This window comes from Glaciibacter kafniensis (assembly GCF_039538945.1).
GTDB classification, from domain to species: Bacteria; Actinomycetota; Actinomycetes; order Actinomycetales; family Microbacteriaceae; genus Cryobacterium; species Cryobacterium kafniensis.
On the sequence record NZ_BAABCN010000017.1, the window covers coordinates 64474 to 79818 of the forward strand.

Below are 15345 nucleotides of genomic sequence, written 5' to 3' on the forward strand. Positions count from 1 at the left end.
TCGACACACAATGTCATCTGCGCCGGTCATTCGGGGGGTATCCGCCGCGTCAACTCGGGGTTGGACCGCGTGGAGGAAGCGAATCTTCGGGCGGCAAAACGATGGTTCCGGTGGGGGTCGCGGCTTCGGTGCGAAACAGCCAGCGGGCTTTCGGTTCGACCAACGGCCGGAACAGCCGTTTCACGAACTTTTGTGACAACAGCACCGAGATTCCGACGCTCAACACGATCACTCCCGGCAGCACCCAGAATGGCTGCGGTCCGCTCAAGATCCCGCTCTCCCTCAGCGGGTAGAGCAAGAACGAGTGAAGCAGATAGATGTACATGGTCGCGGCGCCGAGAGCGGTGAACCAGGTCTGTCGGCGCGGCATCAGCACCAGGAACGCCACTATCAAGGCGCAGGCCAGACCGATCAACAGCAGACGGATGCCGCCGGCCCAGATCTGGTCGTAGCCGAACGTGGGGTAGGCCTCGTCGTAGAGCAGAAACCGCCGGATTTTCAATGCCCGCAACGCTTCGATGTTGGCGAAGATCACCAATAACAGCGTGCCGAAGAGAGCGAGGGCGCCCGCCCGCCAGCGCCAGACCACCGCCGTACGCAGGGTGAGCCAGCGACCGGTGATCTGCCACTGGCGCAGATGCCAGCCGAACACGAAGAACGGCAGGAGGCCGAGAGTGCGGGAGAGGGCGAAGGTGCTGTCGATGGCGGGAAGGTAGCCGGCGCCGACCGAGATGAGCACGCTGATCAACAGCGGATAGCGCAGCAGCACCAAGTACGGCAGTGCGATGCGCCAGATCGTCAGGGCGATCAGAAACCAGAGGGTCCAGGATGCCGTCGAGTAGTCGAGCCAGAACCGGCCGCCCAGCATCCAGCGCAGAACCGTCCAGATCGTTTCGAAGATCAGGTACGGAAAAACAATGTCGGTCAGCAACCGGTGAAGCTGCCGGGTACCAGGCGGGCCCGACTTGGCGAAGTACCCGCTGACGCCGACGAAGAGTGGCACGTGGAAGGCGTAGATGAAGAGGTAGACCGCGTAGGAGACATCCGATTCGCTGATCAATTTCAGAATCGCGTGCCCGATCACCATGAGAGTGATGGCGACCCATCGCGCGTTGTCCCAGAGCGGGACTCGTCGTCGATGGGTCGGTGGGGCGCCGGTCAGTGGGGCAATCATTGTGTCTATTCTCCCGGCAGAATGGAGGAATGGGTACACGCAGAGTTGTGGTGACGGGTGCAAGTTCGGGAATCGGGGCGGCTACCGTGCGCTTGTTCCGGCAGCACGGGTGGGATGTGGTCGGGGTGGCCCGGCGTGCTGACAAGTTGGCGGCGCTCGCCGCGGAGACCGGCGCGGCGGTGTTCGTCGCCGATCTGACCGTGCAGAATGACGTCGATGCGCTGCAGGACTATCTCGCTGCATCCGGCCCGCTGCATGCGCTGGTGAACAATGCCGGCGGCGCGATGGGGCTCGACAGCGTCGAAGACTCGGCGGTCGAGGACTGGGCCTGGATGTTCGAGATCAACGTGTTGGCGGTGAAACGCGTGACGAGTGCGGTGCTTCCGCTGCTGCGCCGCACCATTGCGGCGGAGGGCGGCTCTGCCGACATTCTGACCGTGACATCGATTGCCGGACACGTCGCCTATCTCGGTGGGGGCGGCTACAACGCGGCGAAGTTCGCGGCGCACGCCTTGATGGAGGTGCTGCGGCTTGAGCTGAACGGAGAGCCGATTCGGGTGATTGAGGTCGCACCGGGAATGGTCAAAACCGATGAGTTCGGTCTGGTGCGATTCGGCGGTGACGCGGTCAAGGCGGCCGCGCCGTATGAGAACGTGCCGAATCCGTTGACCGCTGAGGACATTGCCGACACGATCGTCGACGCGGTCGAGCGTGCTCCGCATGTGAATCTCGACCTGATCACGATCAAGCCGGTGGCGCAGGCGGCGCCGTCGCGGCTGGCGCGGGGTGCGCTCTCGGTGCGTCCGGAGGCTTAGCTCGGGATTCTCCGCGCCAGAACTCGGGTCACGGGATCTCGGCCGGCTCGACCGTCGAACGCGCGGCCGGCAGATCCTCGTCGGGCGCGACATCCGCGAATGACAGCTTCGGCACGAAGAACAGCAGAACGCCGGCGACGAGCGCGCCGAGGCCACAGATCGTCCAGACGAGCATGTAGCCGAAGAGGCTCGCCGCGGTGGACGTGACGGCGGTTGCCGCGCCCATCAACAACACCACGCCGAACGTGGCCGAGGCGAACGAGCCACCGATGGTCTTGGTGGTGTTGGTGAGCCCGGCCGCGATGCCGGTCTGACCGCGGGGTGCTGCGGCGGCTGCGGCGGCCGGCAATGCGCCGACCAGCGCACCGGAGCCGATGCCGGCGATGGCCATGTTCAGGAATACCTGCCAGGTTTCGAGGTGGAATGGCAAGAACATCAGATAGCCGAGTGCCATCAAGAAGGTGGCGATGATCAATGCGATGCGCGGGGTCGTCCACTTCGACACGAGAGGAAAGAGGAGCGCGCCGACGATCATCGAGATCAGGTAGGCGCCGATCAGAGTCGAGATGTCGGAGGCGTCGAGCCCGAGCCCGTAGCCGTTGGCGCGGTCGGTGCCGGCGTAGGTGGCCAGCGGCGCCTGCGCGCCCAGCAGACTGATGCCGATCAGTCCGGCCGTCAGCTGCACCGGCCACATGTTGGGCTGACGCAGTACGCGCAGGTCGATCGCCGGGTCTTTCTGCTTGAGCTCGAATTTGCCGAACGGAATGAAGCTGGCGACACCGGCCAGAATGAGCGCCCAGACCCACCAGGTGTCCGGCCCGTTCAGACGCAGGAAGGTGAGCCCCGATGTGATCAGCAGTAGGCCGCCGGCAAGCATCAGGAAGCCGCGCGGGTCGAGCGACCGGCCGCCGAGCGGCTCGGACTCCGGCACCCCGAAGAGAATCGCGAAGAAGACGAGGGTGACGGCGATCGCCGGCAAGAAGAGGGTCAGCGTGATGTCCTCGCCGAGCGCGGCGAAGATGCGGCCGGCGCTCAGCGCCCCGATGATCGCTCCCGCCTCCAGTGCGACGACGAGCAGCCCGGCGGCCCGGCGGGTTTGCGAGGCTCCAGTGTTGGTGCGACGTCCACGGTCGAAGATCAATGCCACTTCGAGTGGCAGCCAGACCACATAGAAGCCCTGCAGTGCCCAGGCGAAGAGAAAACTCCAAAAGTCTCCGGCGAAGGCGAGCCACCAGGTCGCCCCGGCGGTCAGCACCGTTGAGGCGAGCAGGATGCGCTTGTGGCCATACATGTCGCCGAGCTTGGCGAGAAACGGCACAACGATGGCTGAGAGCAGTAGCTGCGAGGCCTCGAACCAGTTGAAGTCGGCGTCGTGGATGCCGAGATGCGTCACCAGGTCGGGAATCAGCGGAACGTAGTAGCCCTGCAGGATGCCGCTGGTGATCTCCACCACAAAGAGGAATCCGACCAGGCTGGCGGTCACACCGATTGCTGAGCCCCGCATCGTTGTGGGGCCCTTCACGAAAGACATCATTCACGGATGCTAGCGGCACCGCGGCCGCTACGGGGCAGGCGGGGCATCGCGTTTTCGGTTTCACAACCCGGTCGAATTACCATGAGGGATGACTTTCGATGCAGGCGATGCGGCAACTTCCGATGCGACAACGATCAAAGAGATTCTGCAATGGTCAGATTTCGCCGACGCCTCCCGTGAACTCGCCGAAGCGGTGTTGACGAGCGGCTTCAAACCGGATGTCGTGATCGCGATCGCGCGCGGAGGCCTGTTGCTCGCCGGCGCGATCTCCTACGCCCTCGGCACCAAGAACTGCGGCAGCATCAACGTCGAGTTCTACACCGGCGTCGACGAGCGGTTGCCGAAGCCCGTGCTTTCAGCGCCGATGCTCGACGCGCCCGCGCTCGCCGGCAAGCGCGTGCTGCTCGTCGACGACGTCTCGGACTCGGGTCACACACTCGCCCTCGTCGTGGGGCTGCTCGGCGAAACGGCGATGGAGGTGCGCACGGCGACGCTGTATACGAAGCCGCGGACCGTGCACGTGCCCCACTTCACCTGGCGCACCACCGACGGCTGGATCGTCTTTCCGTGGTCGGCGCTGCCGCCGGTGCAGGTCGCCTAACCGCCCGGGTGCTCCTCTGGCTCGTCAATAAAGGGTGATACCGCGCTTTCTCACTCGGGAATAGCATGGTGCCGCATCCGGGGCCGAACAACTCTGCACATGGATTCTGCCTCGCACGCGCAGTTATTCACTGACGGAGGAGAGCGCAATGGCGAAGAAGTTCGGCGGCATTATCAATCTGGACATCAGGGACTCGGTTCCGGATTGGACGCCTTACACGGCAGACCGGGCACCCGACGGGTCGCCGAACGTCTTGATCATTCTGTTCGACGACACCGGAATGGCTGCCTGGTCGCCCTACGGCGGGCGCATTGCGATGCCGACGATGGACCGGCTCGCGGCGAACGGGCTGACGTACACGCAGTGGCACACGACGGCGCTCTGCTCGCCGACCCGGTCGAGTTTTCTGACCGGCCGCACACACCACCAGAACGGCTTCGCGTCGATTTCGGAGGGCGCGACGGGCTATCCGGGGGCCAACTCTCATATCCCGTTCGAGAACGCGTTTCTCGCCGAGGTGCTGCGCGAGAAGGGCTGGAACACCTTCTGGGTGGGCAAGAACCACAACGTGCCGATCGACGAATGGCACTCCGGCGCCTCCAAGCGCAACTGGCCGCTCGCCCGCGGCTTCGACCGGTTCTACGGATTCCTCGGCGGCGAGACCAACCAGTGGTACCCCGATCTGACCGAAGACAACCACAACGTCGACCAGCCGTACCTGCCTGACGACGGCTATCACCTCTCGAAAGACCTCGCCGACAAAGCGATCGAGTTCATCACCGACTCGCAGCAGACAGCGCCGGAGAAGCCCTGGTACATGTTCTTCTGCCCCGGCGCCAACCACGCACCGCACCACGCGCCGCAGGAATGGATCGACAAGTACAAGGGGCAATTCGACGACGGCTACGAGGCCTACCGCGACTGGGTGTTGCCGCGCATGATCGAGCGCGGCATTCTGCCCGAGGGCACGGACATCACCGACATCAACCCGATGCCAGACGGCACCTTTGCCCCGAGCGACTCCGTGCGGCCGTGGGCCACGCTGTCTGCAGACGAAAAGGCGCTGTTCTCGCGGATGGCCGAGGTCTACGCCGGATTCTCGTCGTACACCGACTACGAAACCGGCCGCATCATCGACTATCTCGAAGAGTCGGGTCAGCTCGACAACACCATCGTGATGTTCGCCGCCGACAACGGCGCATCCGGTGAGGGAAGCCCAGACGGCTCGGTGAATGAGGGCAAGTTCTTCAACGGGATCCCCGACGACATCGCGCAGAACCTGACGATGATCGACAAGCTCGGCAGCCCCGACACCTACAACCACTACCCGACGGGCTGGGCGATGGCGTTCTCGACGCCGTTTCGCATGTTCAAGCGCTACAGCTACCAGGGCGGTGTCGCCGACCCGCTGGTGATCAGCTGGCCGAAGGGAATCGCGGCACGAGGCGAGGTGCGCAACCAGTATCACCACGTCACCGACATCGTGCCGACACTGCTCGAAGCGCTCGGGGTCGAGTTTCCCGACGTCGTCAACGGCTACATGCAGACCCCGCTGCCCGGCGTCTCGATGGCGTATACCTTCGCGTCGGCCGATGCCCCGACGACCAAGCAGACGCAGTACTACGAGATGCTCGGCACCCGCGCCCTCTGGCATGAGGGCTGGAAAGTCGTTGCCCTGCACGGCCCCACCTCGGGAATCGGGCACTTCGAGAAGGACGTCTGGCAGCTGTTCCACACCGATGAGGACCGCTCGGAGGCCGTCGACCTCGCCGAGCAGTATCCCGACAAGGTCGCCGAACTCGTCGCGCTCTGGTTCGAAGAGGCGGGCAAGTACAACGTGCTGCCGCTCAACGACCTGACGGCGAGGGAGATCCTCGCGATGGAGATCCCGGCGGTCATTCCTCCCGGCGGCACCTACACCTACTACGCCGGCGCATCCGATGTGCCTGAGCGCATGGCGGCCAACGTGCACGGTGTCTCGTACACGATCGCCGTCGAGTTCGAGGCGACGGATGCCGACGCCGAGGGTGTGCTCTTCGCCCAGGGCTCGCGGTTCGGCGGGCATTCTCTGTTCATCAAGAATCACAAGCTGTACTACGCCTACAACTTCTTGGGCATCCCACCGGAGACGCAGTTTGTCTCGGATGTTGCGGTGGGCGTCGGCACTCACGTCGCCGGCCTCGAGTTCGCCAAGGAATCGGTGGGAGAGTACGGCGTCTCGATTGGAACCGCGAAACTCTACCTCGATGAGGCGGTGGTGGCCGAGGGCCCGCTGACCACGATGACCGGACATTTCTCGCTCTGCGGGGAAGGGCTGGCGGTCGGTCGCGACAGCGGTGACCCGGTCAGCAAAGAGTACGACCACGGCTTCGACTACCGAGGCGGCACCATCGTCAAGGCGCAGGTGCACGTCGGCGACGATGCGTTCATCGATATGGAGCGGATGCTCGAGGCGGCGATGGCGCGCGACTAGTGGTGTGCGCTGTCGTCGCCGATGCGACTACGTGGGAATGACATCGATTCAGCGCGCACGTCGGTCATTTGAACGTCGGTCATTTGAACGTCGGCCATTTGAACGCCGGTCAATCGAACGCCGGGCGCGCTGATGCCGTCGTTCGTCGCGCTGCTGCGCGGGATCAACGTGGGCGGAAAGAACCTGATTGGAATGCCGGACCTCGCTGCCTGCTTTCGCGACGCCGGATACGACGACGTGCGCACCTACATCCAGAGTGGCAACGTGCTCTTCACCTCACGCCGCCCGGCTGGGGCTGTGCTTGAGGACGCAATCGAGCGGATGCTTGAGCAACGGTTCGAGATTCCCATCCTCGTCGTGGTGCGGTCGCGTGATGAACTCGCCGCCACGATTGCCGCGGCACCCGCAAACCATGGCTCCGCTGAGCTGCGCAGCGATGTGTACTTTCTCAAAGATCCGCTCACCGCCGAGGCGACATTTGCCGAGCTGCCGGAACTGCGTGAGGGGGTCGATTCGGTGGCGCTCGGCCCCGGCGCGATCTTCTTCTCGCGGGTGGCGGCACACGCAACCAAGACCCGCATCACTCGTCTGAATGGCATGCCCGTCTTTCGGCAGATGACTGTGCGCAGCTGGCGCACGACGACCCGCATCCTCGAGATGCTCGACGGCGGCTGATCGCGCCGCCGAGTCGCTCGGCAGTCAGCCTCAGTATCCAGAGCCCGTGGATCTGGGACCGCGCGGCCACGAGGTCGAGGAACGACTCGCCATGGCTCCGTTGATGGACCGAGCCTTCGTCCCCGATCGAGTCGAGGTAGGTGAAGAGCCCCCGACCAGAGTCGACTTGCCGGAGCCGTTGTCCCCGACGAGGATCTCCATCGGTCCGAGAGCGAGCCCGTCATCGAGGAGTTGTCGCACCGGCGACGAGGGTCGGCCCGGCCGCCAGGTTCAACCGCTTACTCTTGAACCATGAGTGTGCACCTGGTAGGCGGCGGCTGGGCCCCCGAGAATTTTGAAGCAGTATTCGGACAGTTCGTCGCCGAGGCGACGGCACGCGGAGTGGCGGCAGGCCGCACCGAGCCACGCATCGCCGTGATCGCAGTGCGCGACGGCGACGGGGCTGAGCACGCGGCCCAGTTGGGAGTGGCGCTCGCCGCAGCCGGCCCGTTCGAGGCGAAGACCACGACGCTCGGCCACGATGGGCTCGCCGAGCTGATCCACGTCGCGGATGTCGATGGCATCGTCATCGGCGGCGGGCTCACCCCCGCCTACCTCACGGCGATCACCCCGATCGCCGGTGAGATCCGTCGTCAGGTTTCTGCGGGCATCCCGTACCTCGGGTTCTCGGCTGGCGCGGCGATTGCGGCCGAGCGTGCCCTGATCGGCGGCTGGCGCATCGGCGGTGTCGAAGTCAGCAACGAAGACGGTTCCGAAGACCTCGATGAGGTGACCTTCGCGCAGGGAATCGGCCTGCTCGACGTCACGGTTGAGGTGCACGCGGCGCAATGGGGCAACCTGTCCCGGCTGATCGCTGCCACCGAAGCCGGCCTCGTCGACGGCGGGCTCGCCATCGACGAAAACACGGCGTTGGTTGTCGGCGAGGGCGCATTGGCCGTCGAAGGCGCCGGCAGCGTCTGGCGAGTCAGTCAGGCCGACGGCGGCGTGCTCGTGAGCACCTTCGGCGCGTAGCCACTGTCGTGGAGCTTTTCGATTCGGATTTCGGCCGCGAGGGCGAGCAGCCGGTAGTCGAGCCTCCTACGCTCGACCCGCCGGCGCTCGACCCCGGCTGGGCGGCGGCCTTGCAGCCGGTAGCCTCCGAGCTGACCGCAGTGCAGAGCTTTGTGAATGCCGAGCGGGAGGCCGGTCGGCAGGTCTTGCCGGCGCCCCAGAACGTACTGCGCGTGTTCACCCGGCCGCTCGATGCGGTGCGCGTCGTGATCGTCGGTCAAGATCCGTACCCGACGCCGGGGCATCCGATCGGCTTGTCGTTTGCCGTCGACCCGGCCGTGCGCCCGCTGCCGCGGAGCCTGTCGAACATCTACCGGGAGCTGCACGACGACCTCGGCGTCACGCTGCCCGCGCACGGCGATCTGAGCGCCTGGGCCGACCAGGGCGTGCTGCTGCTCAACCGTGTGCTCACCGTGGGCGCCGGCGAGGCCGGTTCACACCGCAAACGTGGCTGGGAAGCGGTCACCGATCAGGCGGTGCGTGCACTGGTCGACAGGGAGCGCCCGCTCGTCGCAATCTTGTGGGGCAAGGATGCCCAAGCTCTCGCGCCGCACTTCGGCCAGACGCCGCTCATCGAGTCGGCGCACCCCAGCCCGCTGTCGGCGCGACGCGGGTTCTTCGGATCACGCCCATTCAGCCGGGCGAACGCGCTGCTGACCGAACAGGGCGCGGTCGGCGTCGACTGGAGTCTCGGTTAGCCTTGATGAAGAACGAAAGGGAGTTGCACGGTGCTTGAAGAGGAATACCAGCCGCGTCGCCGACTGCCCCGGCACCTAGCCCCCGAACCCGCTCCCGAGGCGCCGTTCGCTTACACGTTGCGCTTGGTTGAGGCGCCCGATCTGCCCTACATCAGGGAGATCTACAACCACTACGTCGAGAACAGCACCGTCACGTTCGACGAAGACACGATGACTCTCGCCGAGTGGCGGGAGAAGTTCTACTACCTCTCGCGGCTCGGAATGCCGTTCATCGCGGCCGTCTCACCGAGTGGGCAGATTCTGGGCTATGCGCTCGTTGCCCCGTGGAAACAGAAGAAGGCATTCCGCTTCACCGTCGAGAACTCCATCTACCTGGGCCCGGCATCGACCGGCAAAGGGCTGGGGCGGGTGCTCCTCGCCGAACTGCTCGACCGCTCGAAAGCCGCTGGCCTGCGCGAGGTCATCGCGGTGGTCGCCGATCAGGGCGCCGACGCCTCAATCAAGCTGCACGAGAGCTTCGGTTTTCACGAGATCGGGCGAATGGGCAAGGTCGGCTTCAAGTTCGAGCGTTGGCTCGGCACGGTTCTGCTGCAGAAGAGCTTGAAGTAGGGAGTCAAACTTCGCCCTAGCCGGTGCGACCGGGTGCCGACATCCGCCCCGTGACCGTGACAACCGCACGCCGCGGAGCGAGTGTCGCGAATCGGGCGAGCACTGCGTTTTGGGTGCCGCTGATGGAATGCAGCGGAGTTGTCACGCGGTCGAGCGCGTCGAAGGTGGTGGCCATCACCTCGTCGACGCTGAGGAAGCGTCCGAACGCCGCGTCGTGGTTCAACGCCACATCGAAGAACTCGGTGTCGACCGGGCCGGGGCACACTGTCGTCACCTTGAGACCGGTGCGCCGGGTTTCGTACCAGATCGCTTGTGTGAAACTCAGGACGTAGGCCTTCGTTGCACCGTAGACGGCCATCCGTGGAACCGGTTGAAAGGCGGCGGTGCTTGCCACGTTCACCAGGGCTGCGCCGTGCGGATGCGAGATGGCCGTCTTCAGCAGATCGGGCAGGAAGGCATGGGTGAGAGCGGTCAATGCACCGACGTTGACGGCGACCTGTTCCATCTCGCGCTGGGCATCCGCGTCGACGAAATTGCCATAGGTGCCGAACCCTGCGCAATTGATGAGGCTGCCGACGGAGATTGCCCGGGTGCGGAGGTCCTCGACCAGCTGCGGGACGGCATCGGGCAACGACAGGTCGAGAGGGATGACGGTCGACGTTGCGCCGTATTTCTCGGCGAGATCGACGGCCAGGGCTTCGAGCCGGTCTTGCCGCCGAGCCACGAGCACCAGGTCGGCGCCGCGTTCAGCCAGCGCGTGCGCGTAGCCCACGCCGAGTCCGCTCGAGGCGCCGGTGACCAGCGCGGTGGTTCCCATCGGGTTGAAGTGTGCGCGCACCATGCTCTGAGGGTAGTCGCCGAGGCTGCCCGGCGACAGAGTGGGCTTCAACGCTGAACTGAGCTTCGCCGTCGCACCAGGACGCCGCGCCTAACATTGGAGCATGACTCACGCGCCACTCGACCTGCCGGCCAAGCACACCGTGCTGCGTTCATTTGCCGGGCATCTCGAGGCGCAACCCGATGACGTCTTCGCCGTGTTGCTCGAGAAGCTGGCCGCCGGCGACGAGAACGGCGAGCACTTTCTTGCCGATCCCGCCGAGCGTTTCATCGTCGTGCAGGGCGACTGGTGGTATCGCGGCGAGTACCGGGTGCTGCCAGAAGAAGACGGTGGCGGTACGCGTCTCGAACACGAGATCTTGAATGTGGCCCAGATCGCGCACTGGGCCGGAGCGATCACCGGACGGTCGGTCGTCGCCGCCGCTCCCGCAGCGTTTGGTCGGTTGCTGACCGAGATCGATGCGGAGCTCGGCGGGTACCCCGACGCTGAGTAGCACCCTCGCAGTGGGCGAGCCGTGCGGCAGGCGGGCCACGCGGTGGGCGGCCACGCGGTGGGCGGCCACGCGGTGAGCGAGGCGTGCGGTGAGCGAGGCGTGCGGTGGGCGGCCACGCGGTGAGCGAGGCGTGCGGTGAGCGAGGCGTGCGGTGGGCGGCCACGCGGTGAGTGGGCCGTGCTTTGAGGGAGTCACGCCGTAGGCTCGAGGCATGACTGAGCTGCACGAACTGACCGCGCTTGAGCAGTGGCAGGGGCTGCAGAAGGGTGAGATCGGCGTCTCTGAACTGACCGAGCACTACCTCGCCCGCATCAACTCGCTGAACCCGGCGCTCGGCGCGTTCGTCGCCGTGACGGATGCGGCGGCGCGGACTCGGGCCGCCGAGGTTGCCGCCCAGGCCACCCGCACCGCGACCCTCTGGGGTTTGCCGATCGGCGACAAAGATCTTCAGCAACGGGCGGGGATTCCCGCGCGGTTCGGCTCCCGGCTGATGGCCGACTTCGTGCCAACCGAGTCCGACGACCTCGTGCAGGCTCTCGACGACGCGGGCGCGGTGAGCCTCGGCAAGACCGCAACGCCGGAGTTCGGACTTCCCTCCTATACCGAGACCCTGGCCGGGCCGCCGGCCCGCAACCCGTGGGACCTCTCCCTCGGCTCCGGAGGCTCCAGCGGCGGGGCTGCTGTCGCGGTTGCCGCACGGATGCTTCCCTTCGCGCCCGGCTCGGACGGCGGCGGCTCCGTACGTATTCCCGCAGCGGCCTGTGGACTGGTCGGGCTCAAGCCGTCACGGGGCCGGGTGCCGGCGGCATCCGGTGTCGACAAGCTGGCCGGGCTTCCCGTTGCCGGTCCGCTCGCACGCACCGTGGCGGATGCCGCCCTGCTGCTCGACGCGATGATCGCGCCGCTCGGCGGCCGGCCGGACCACCACTTCACGCTGCGTTCGCCGGGCGACGACGGCGGACCGCTCTTGGCAGCGGCCGTGCGTGGCGAGGGTCGGTTTCAGCTCGGCGTGATGACCACCTCGGCCTGGGACAACGCGTATTCCATCGAGATCGCGCCCGAGGCGCAGGCGGCGCTCGCGCTGGCAGTGGCCGAGCTCTCGGCACTCGGCCATGGTCTCGAGGAGACGACTCTCGAACCCGATGACAGCTATGCCCCGGCGTTTCGCACGATTTGGCAAGCCGGGGCGGCGGGCATCCCGGCGGAGGGTGACGCACAGGAACAGCTGCTCGAACCACTCACCCGCTGGCTGATGCACCGGGGCCGGGCCCTCACTGCGCGTAATCTGGCCGAGGCGCTGGCCGCACTCTCGGTCTACGAGCGGTCGTTCATTCGCCAACTGTCGCGGTTCGACGCGGTGCTGACGCCCGCGCTCGCGCTTACCCCGCGGCCGATCGGCTGGTACGACGCGCATGACGGCGAGGCGAACTTCGCCCAGCAAGTGCAATACACGCCCTTTACGTCGATGGTCAACGTCAGCGGGCTGCCCGCCATCGTGCTGCCGGTGCTCGAGACCGCCGAGGGGCTGCCGATGGGCGTGCAGCTGATCGGGCGCCCGGGTGGAGAGGCGACTCTGCTCGCGCTCGGTGCACAGCTGGAGCGCCGGTTGCGGTGGCAGCACCGGGTGCCGGCCATCGCGCGCGCCTGATCGGGCCTCGGCTCGCCCCTTTCGTGCACCGACCCGTTCCGCTGACCGGCTTCACGTCCCCATTCGACGGAGATTTAGCCGAAAAAGACGCTTTTCGGCCCGATTCGGACTGTTGGGAGCAAAATCTCCGTCGAATGGGAGACACGGAAAACGGAGACACGGAACACGCGGGGCGACGTTGTTTTGAATTACTCAAAACAACTGATAGATTCGAGGAATGATAGGGACAGTGACGGATGCCGTGGGGGCAGACGAACTGAGCGAGCGCATCCGTGCGGCGTCGCTCAAGGTCACGGCGACCCGTCGATCGGTGCTGGGTGCGCTCAGTGCGACTCCGCATGTGAGTGCCGACACACTCTTCGCCGCGGTGGCGACCGAGCTGCCCGGCACCTCGCTGCAGGCCGTCTATGGAGTGCTCACCGCCTTCACGACCGCCGGCCTGGTGCGTCGCATCGAACCCGCCGGCTCAGCCGCACTCTACGAGTGCCGCATCGGTGACAACCATCACCACCTGGTCTGCACCCACTGCTCCGCGGTGCAGGATGTCGACTGCGTCGTCGGGGGAGCCCCGTGCTTGACTCCGTCTGACACCGGCGGATTCGCAATCCACACTGCCGAGGTCACGTTTTGGGGCCTCTGTGCCGCGTGCCAGGCGTCCGCCGCATCCGGCGTAACAGCCGCACCTGCTGCCGCACCCGCACCCGCACCCGCACCCGCACCCGCACCCGCACCCGCCCCCGCTGCCGCATCCGCCCCATCCGCCCCATCCGCCCCATCCGCGGCACCCGCGCCCGCGGCACCCGCGCACGCGGCACCCGCGCCCGCCGCGCCCACTCAGGCCGACGCATCCGCGCCCTAGACCCACGACTTTCTTTGCCTCATCTGCCCATCGCAACCATTCGAGATAAGGATCAGAATGACTGAACCCACCACCACCCAGACCGGTACCCCGGTTGCCAGCGACGACCACTCGCTGACCGTCGGTACCGACGGCGTCACCGCGCTGCACGACCGTTACCTGGTCGAGAAGCTCGCGCAGTTCAACCGTGAGCGTGTCCCGGAGCGCATCGTGCACGCCAAGGGCGGCGGAGCATTCGGCACCTTCGAGGTCACCGGTGACGTGTCGGCCTACACTCGCGCTGCTGTCTTCCAGCCGGGCACCGTCACCCAGACCATGCAGCGCTTCTCCAGCGTCGCCGGCGAGCAGGGCTCGCCCGACACCTGGCGCGATGTGCGCGGCTTCTCGGTCAAGTTCTACACGACCGAAGGCAACTACGACATCGTCGGAAACAACACCCCGGTGTTCTTCATCCGCGACGGCATCAAGTTTCCTGACTTCATCCACTCGCAGAAGCGCCTGCCGGGCAGTGGCCTGCGCGACGCCGACATGCAGTGGGACTTCTGGACCCTCTCGCCGGAATCCGCACACCAGGTCACGTACCTGATGGGCGACCGTGGCCTTCCGCGCTCCTGGCGTGAAATGCCCGGCTTCGGCTCGCACACCTACCAATGGATCAATGCAGCGGGCGAGCGCTTCTGGGTGAAGTACCACTTCACGTCGAACCAGGGCAACATCGAGATCGACGGAACCGAAGCCGAGCTCATCGCCGGTGCCGACGCCGACTACTACCGCCGCGACCTCTACGAGGCCATCGAGGCCGGCAACTTCCCGTCGTGGGATGTGCACGTGCAGGTCATGCCCTACGAAGAGGGCAAGACCTACCGCTTCAACCCGTTCGACGTCACGAAGGTCTGGCCGCACGCCGACTTCCCGCTGATCAAGATCGGCACGCACACCCTCGACCGCAACCCGGAGAACTTCTTCGCGCAGATCGAGCAGGTGGCCTTGTCGCCCGCGAACCTGGTTCCCGGAATCGACGCCAGCCCCGACAAGATGCTGATGGCCCGCATCTTCTCGTACCCGGATGCCCAGCGCTACCGCCTCGGCGCCAACTACAACCAGATCCCGGTGAACTCGCCGATCGCTCCGGTGAACAACTACTCACAGGATGGCGCAGCTCGCCACGGCTTCAACTCGGCGAACACCCCGGTCTACGCGCCGAACTCGCTCGGCGGACCCGCCGCTGACCCGGTAGCAGCCGGCACCGGTGGCTGGGAGAACGACGGCGAACTGCTGCGTGCCGCTGCGGTTCTGCGCTCGGAGGACAGCGACTTCGGCCAGGCCGGAACGCTCTACCGCGACGTCTTCGATGACGCGGCCAAGGCGCGCTTCCTGGTGACCATCACCGATGCAATCAGCGGCGTCACGCGTCCCGAGGTGCGCGAGCGCGCTATCTGGTACTGGACAAGCGTTGATGCAGAGCTCGGCGCAGCCCTGCGCTCGAACCTCGAGGCCGTCGACCTGGTCGGTGCCGCCGAGTAATTCGGTTCTGCACTGCCGCGTCTGAAGCGCAACGAACGCCCGACCTGTCCAAGGTCGGGCGTTCGTCGTTTCACACACCTGGCATCCAGCGATACGGCAAGTGTCGGGCGGGCGACGGATGCGCGGCGCGGCGATGATCGCACTGGCCGTGATCCTGCTCGTCGTCGCGTTCGCATCCCTGCTGCTCGGCGACGCCAAGCTGCGCGCCGGCGACCTCGTGACCTCGTGACCTCGTGACTTCGTGACCTCGTGACTTCGTGACCTGAGTGACCGGGCAGCCGGCCGGCACTAGTCTTGACCCGAATGCTCTTTCAGCGTGTTGCCTAATCAACACCATCCGTAGACGTCGTCGGC

The 15345-nt window shown here is 65.9% G+C and carries 13 protein-coding genes and 1 pseudogene; 11 read left to right on the forward strand and 3 right to left on the reverse strand.

Annotated elements, in window-relative coordinates; all coding sequences use genetic code 11:
- Window positions 1–49: 49 nt before the first annotated feature.
- A complete protein-coding gene (locus ABD791_RS19080; protein WP_345069469.1) occupies window positions 50–1174 on the reverse strand; it encodes an acyltransferase family protein in 1125 nt (374 codons plus the stop codon).
- A 29-nt stretch (window positions 1175–1203) separates the two neighbouring features.
- On the opposite strand from ABD791_RS19080, the gene ABD791_RS19085 reads away from it, so the two are divergent.
- Window positions 1204–1989 carry an SDR family NAD(P)-dependent oxidoreductase gene (locus ABD791_RS19085; RefSeq protein WP_345069470.1) on the forward strand — a complete coding sequence of 262 codons (786 nt, stop codon included), beginning with the start codon at window positions 1204–1206 and terminating at the stop codon, window positions 1987–1989.
- Between the two features lie 28 nt (window positions 1990–2017).
- On the opposite strand, the gene ABD791_RS19090 is transcribed toward ABD791_RS19085, so the two are convergent.
- On the reverse strand, window positions 2018–3520 hold the full coding sequence (locus ABD791_RS19090; RefSeq protein ID WP_345069779.1) for an MFS transporter: 1503 nt from the start codon (window positions 3518–3520) through the stop codon (window positions 2018–2020).
- Between the two features lie 91 nt (window positions 3521–3611).
- On the opposite strand from ABD791_RS19090, the gene ABD791_RS19095 reads away from it, so the two are divergent.
- The 6 genes from ABD791_RS19095 (at window position 3612) to ABD791_RS19120 (ending at window position 9629) form a co-directional block, all read left to right on the forward strand.
- The gene (locus ABD791_RS19095) at window positions 3612–4124 is read left to right on the forward strand and encodes a phosphoribosyltransferase (protein ID WP_345069471.1); all 513 of its coding nucleotides are present in this window, start codon (window positions 3612–3614) and stop codon (window positions 4122–4124) included.
- Window positions 4125–4272: 148 nt separating this feature from the next.
- A complete protein-coding gene (locus ABD791_RS19100; protein ID WP_345069472.1) occupies window positions 4273–6597 on the forward strand; it encodes an arylsulfatase in 2325 nt (774 codons plus the stop codon).
- Window positions 6598–6729: 132 nt separating this feature from the next.
- Complete coding sequence (locus ABD791_RS19105) at window positions 6730–7272, forward strand: DUF1697 domain-containing protein (protein ID WP_345069473.1); 543 nt, start codon at window positions 6730–6732, stop codon at window positions 7270–7272.
- 291 nt (window positions 7273–7563) lie between these two features.
- Entirely contained in the window at window positions 7564–8283 is a 720-nt protein-coding gene (locus ABD791_RS19110) for a Type 1 glutamine amidotransferase-like domain-containing protein (RefSeq protein WP_345069474.1), read from the forward strand.
- 8 nt (window positions 8284–8291) lie between these two features.
- Window positions 8292–9020, forward strand: a complete 729-nt coding sequence (locus ABD791_RS19115) for a uracil-DNA glycosylase (protein ID WP_345069475.1) — start codon at window positions 8292–8294, stop codon at window positions 9018–9020.
- Window positions 9021–9050: 30 nt separating this feature from the next.
- On the forward strand, window positions 9051–9629 hold the full coding sequence (locus tag ABD791_RS19120) for a GNAT family N-acetyltransferase (protein ID WP_345069476.1): 579 nt from the start codon (window positions 9051–9053) through the stop codon (window positions 9627–9629).
- Window positions 9630–9645: 16 nt separating this feature from the next.
- Here the strand turns inward: ABD791_RS19120 and ABD791_RS19125 are convergent, their stop codons facing one another.
- Window positions 9646–10470: an SDR family NAD(P)-dependent oxidoreductase gene (locus ABD791_RS19125; protein WP_345069477.1), complete on the reverse strand. Its 825-nt coding sequence runs from the start codon at window positions 10468–10470 to the stop codon at window positions 9646–9648.
- A 100-nt stretch (window positions 10471–10570) separates the two neighbouring features.
- Between ABD791_RS19125 and ABD791_RS19130 the strand changes: the two genes are divergently transcribed.
- From ABD791_RS19130 to ABD791_RS19145, 4 genes and pseudogenes are all read left to right on the forward strand, one after another.
- Window positions 10571–10960 carry a hypothetical protein gene (locus ABD791_RS19130; RefSeq protein WP_345069478.1) on the forward strand — a complete coding sequence of 130 codons (390 nt, stop codon included), beginning with the start codon at window positions 10571–10573 and terminating at the stop codon, window positions 10958–10960.
- 211 nt (window positions 10961–11171) lie between these two features.
- Entirely contained in the window at window positions 11172–12608 is a 1437-nt protein-coding gene (locus tag ABD791_RS19135; protein WP_345069479.1) for an amidase, read from the forward strand.
- 217 nt (window positions 12609–12825) lie between these two features.
- Window positions 12826–13275, forward strand: a pseudogene (locus ABD791_RS19140) (Fur family transcriptional regulator); the annotation flags it as partial.
- A gap of 249 nt (window positions 13276–13524) precedes the next feature.
- On the forward strand, window positions 13525–14991 hold the full coding sequence (locus ABD791_RS19145) for a catalase (protein ID WP_345069480.1): 1467 nt from the start codon (window positions 13525–13527) through the stop codon (window positions 14989–14991).
- Window positions 14992–15345 lie beyond the last annotated feature (354 nt).

What these genes read in the sequence shown, in the direction of transcription:
- ABD791_RS19080 (WP_345069469.1), bottom strand. Translation starts at nt 1,174, where the DNA reads ATGATTGCCCCACTGACCGGCGCCCCACCGACCCATCGACGACGAGTC.
- ABD791_RS19085 (WP_345069470.1), top strand. Translation starts at nt 1,204, where the DNA reads ATGGGTACACGCAGAGTTGTGGTGACGGGTGCAAGTTCGGGAATCGGG.
- ABD791_RS19090 (WP_345069779.1), bottom strand. Translation starts at nt 3,520, where the DNA reads ATGTCTTTCGTGAAGGGCCCCACAACGATGCGGGGCTCAGCAATCGGT.
- ABD791_RS19095 (WP_345069471.1), top strand. Translation starts at nt 3,612, where the DNA reads ATGACTTTCGATGCAGGCGATGCGGCAACTTCCGATGCGACAACGATC.
- ABD791_RS19100 (WP_345069472.1), top strand. Translation starts at nt 4,273, where the DNA reads ATGGCGAAGAAGTTCGGCGGCATTATCAATCTGGACATCAGGGACTCG.
- ABD791_RS19105 (WP_345069473.1), top strand. Translation starts at nt 6,730, where the DNA reads ATGCCGTCGTTCGTCGCGCTGCTGCGCGGGATCAACGTGGGCGGAAAG.
- ABD791_RS19110 (WP_345069474.1), top strand. Translation starts at nt 7,564, where the DNA reads ATGAGTGTGCACCTGGTAGGCGGCGGCTGGGCCCCCGAGAATTTTGAA.
- ABD791_RS19125 (WP_345069477.1), bottom strand. Translation starts at nt 10,470, where the DNA reads ATGGTGCGCGCACACTTCAACCCGATGGGAACCACCGCGCTGGTCACC.
- ABD791_RS19130 (WP_345069478.1), top strand. Translation starts at nt 10,571, where the DNA reads ATGACTCACGCGCCACTCGACCTGCCGGCCAAGCACACCGTGCTGCGT.
- ABD791_RS19135 (WP_345069479.1), top strand. Translation starts at nt 11,172, where the DNA reads ATGACTGAGCTGCACGAACTGACCGCGCTTGAGCAGTGGCAGGGGCTG.
- ABD791_RS19145 (WP_345069480.1), top strand. Translation starts at nt 13,525, where the DNA reads ATGACTGAACCCACCACCACCCAGACCGGTACCCCGGTTGCCAGCGAC.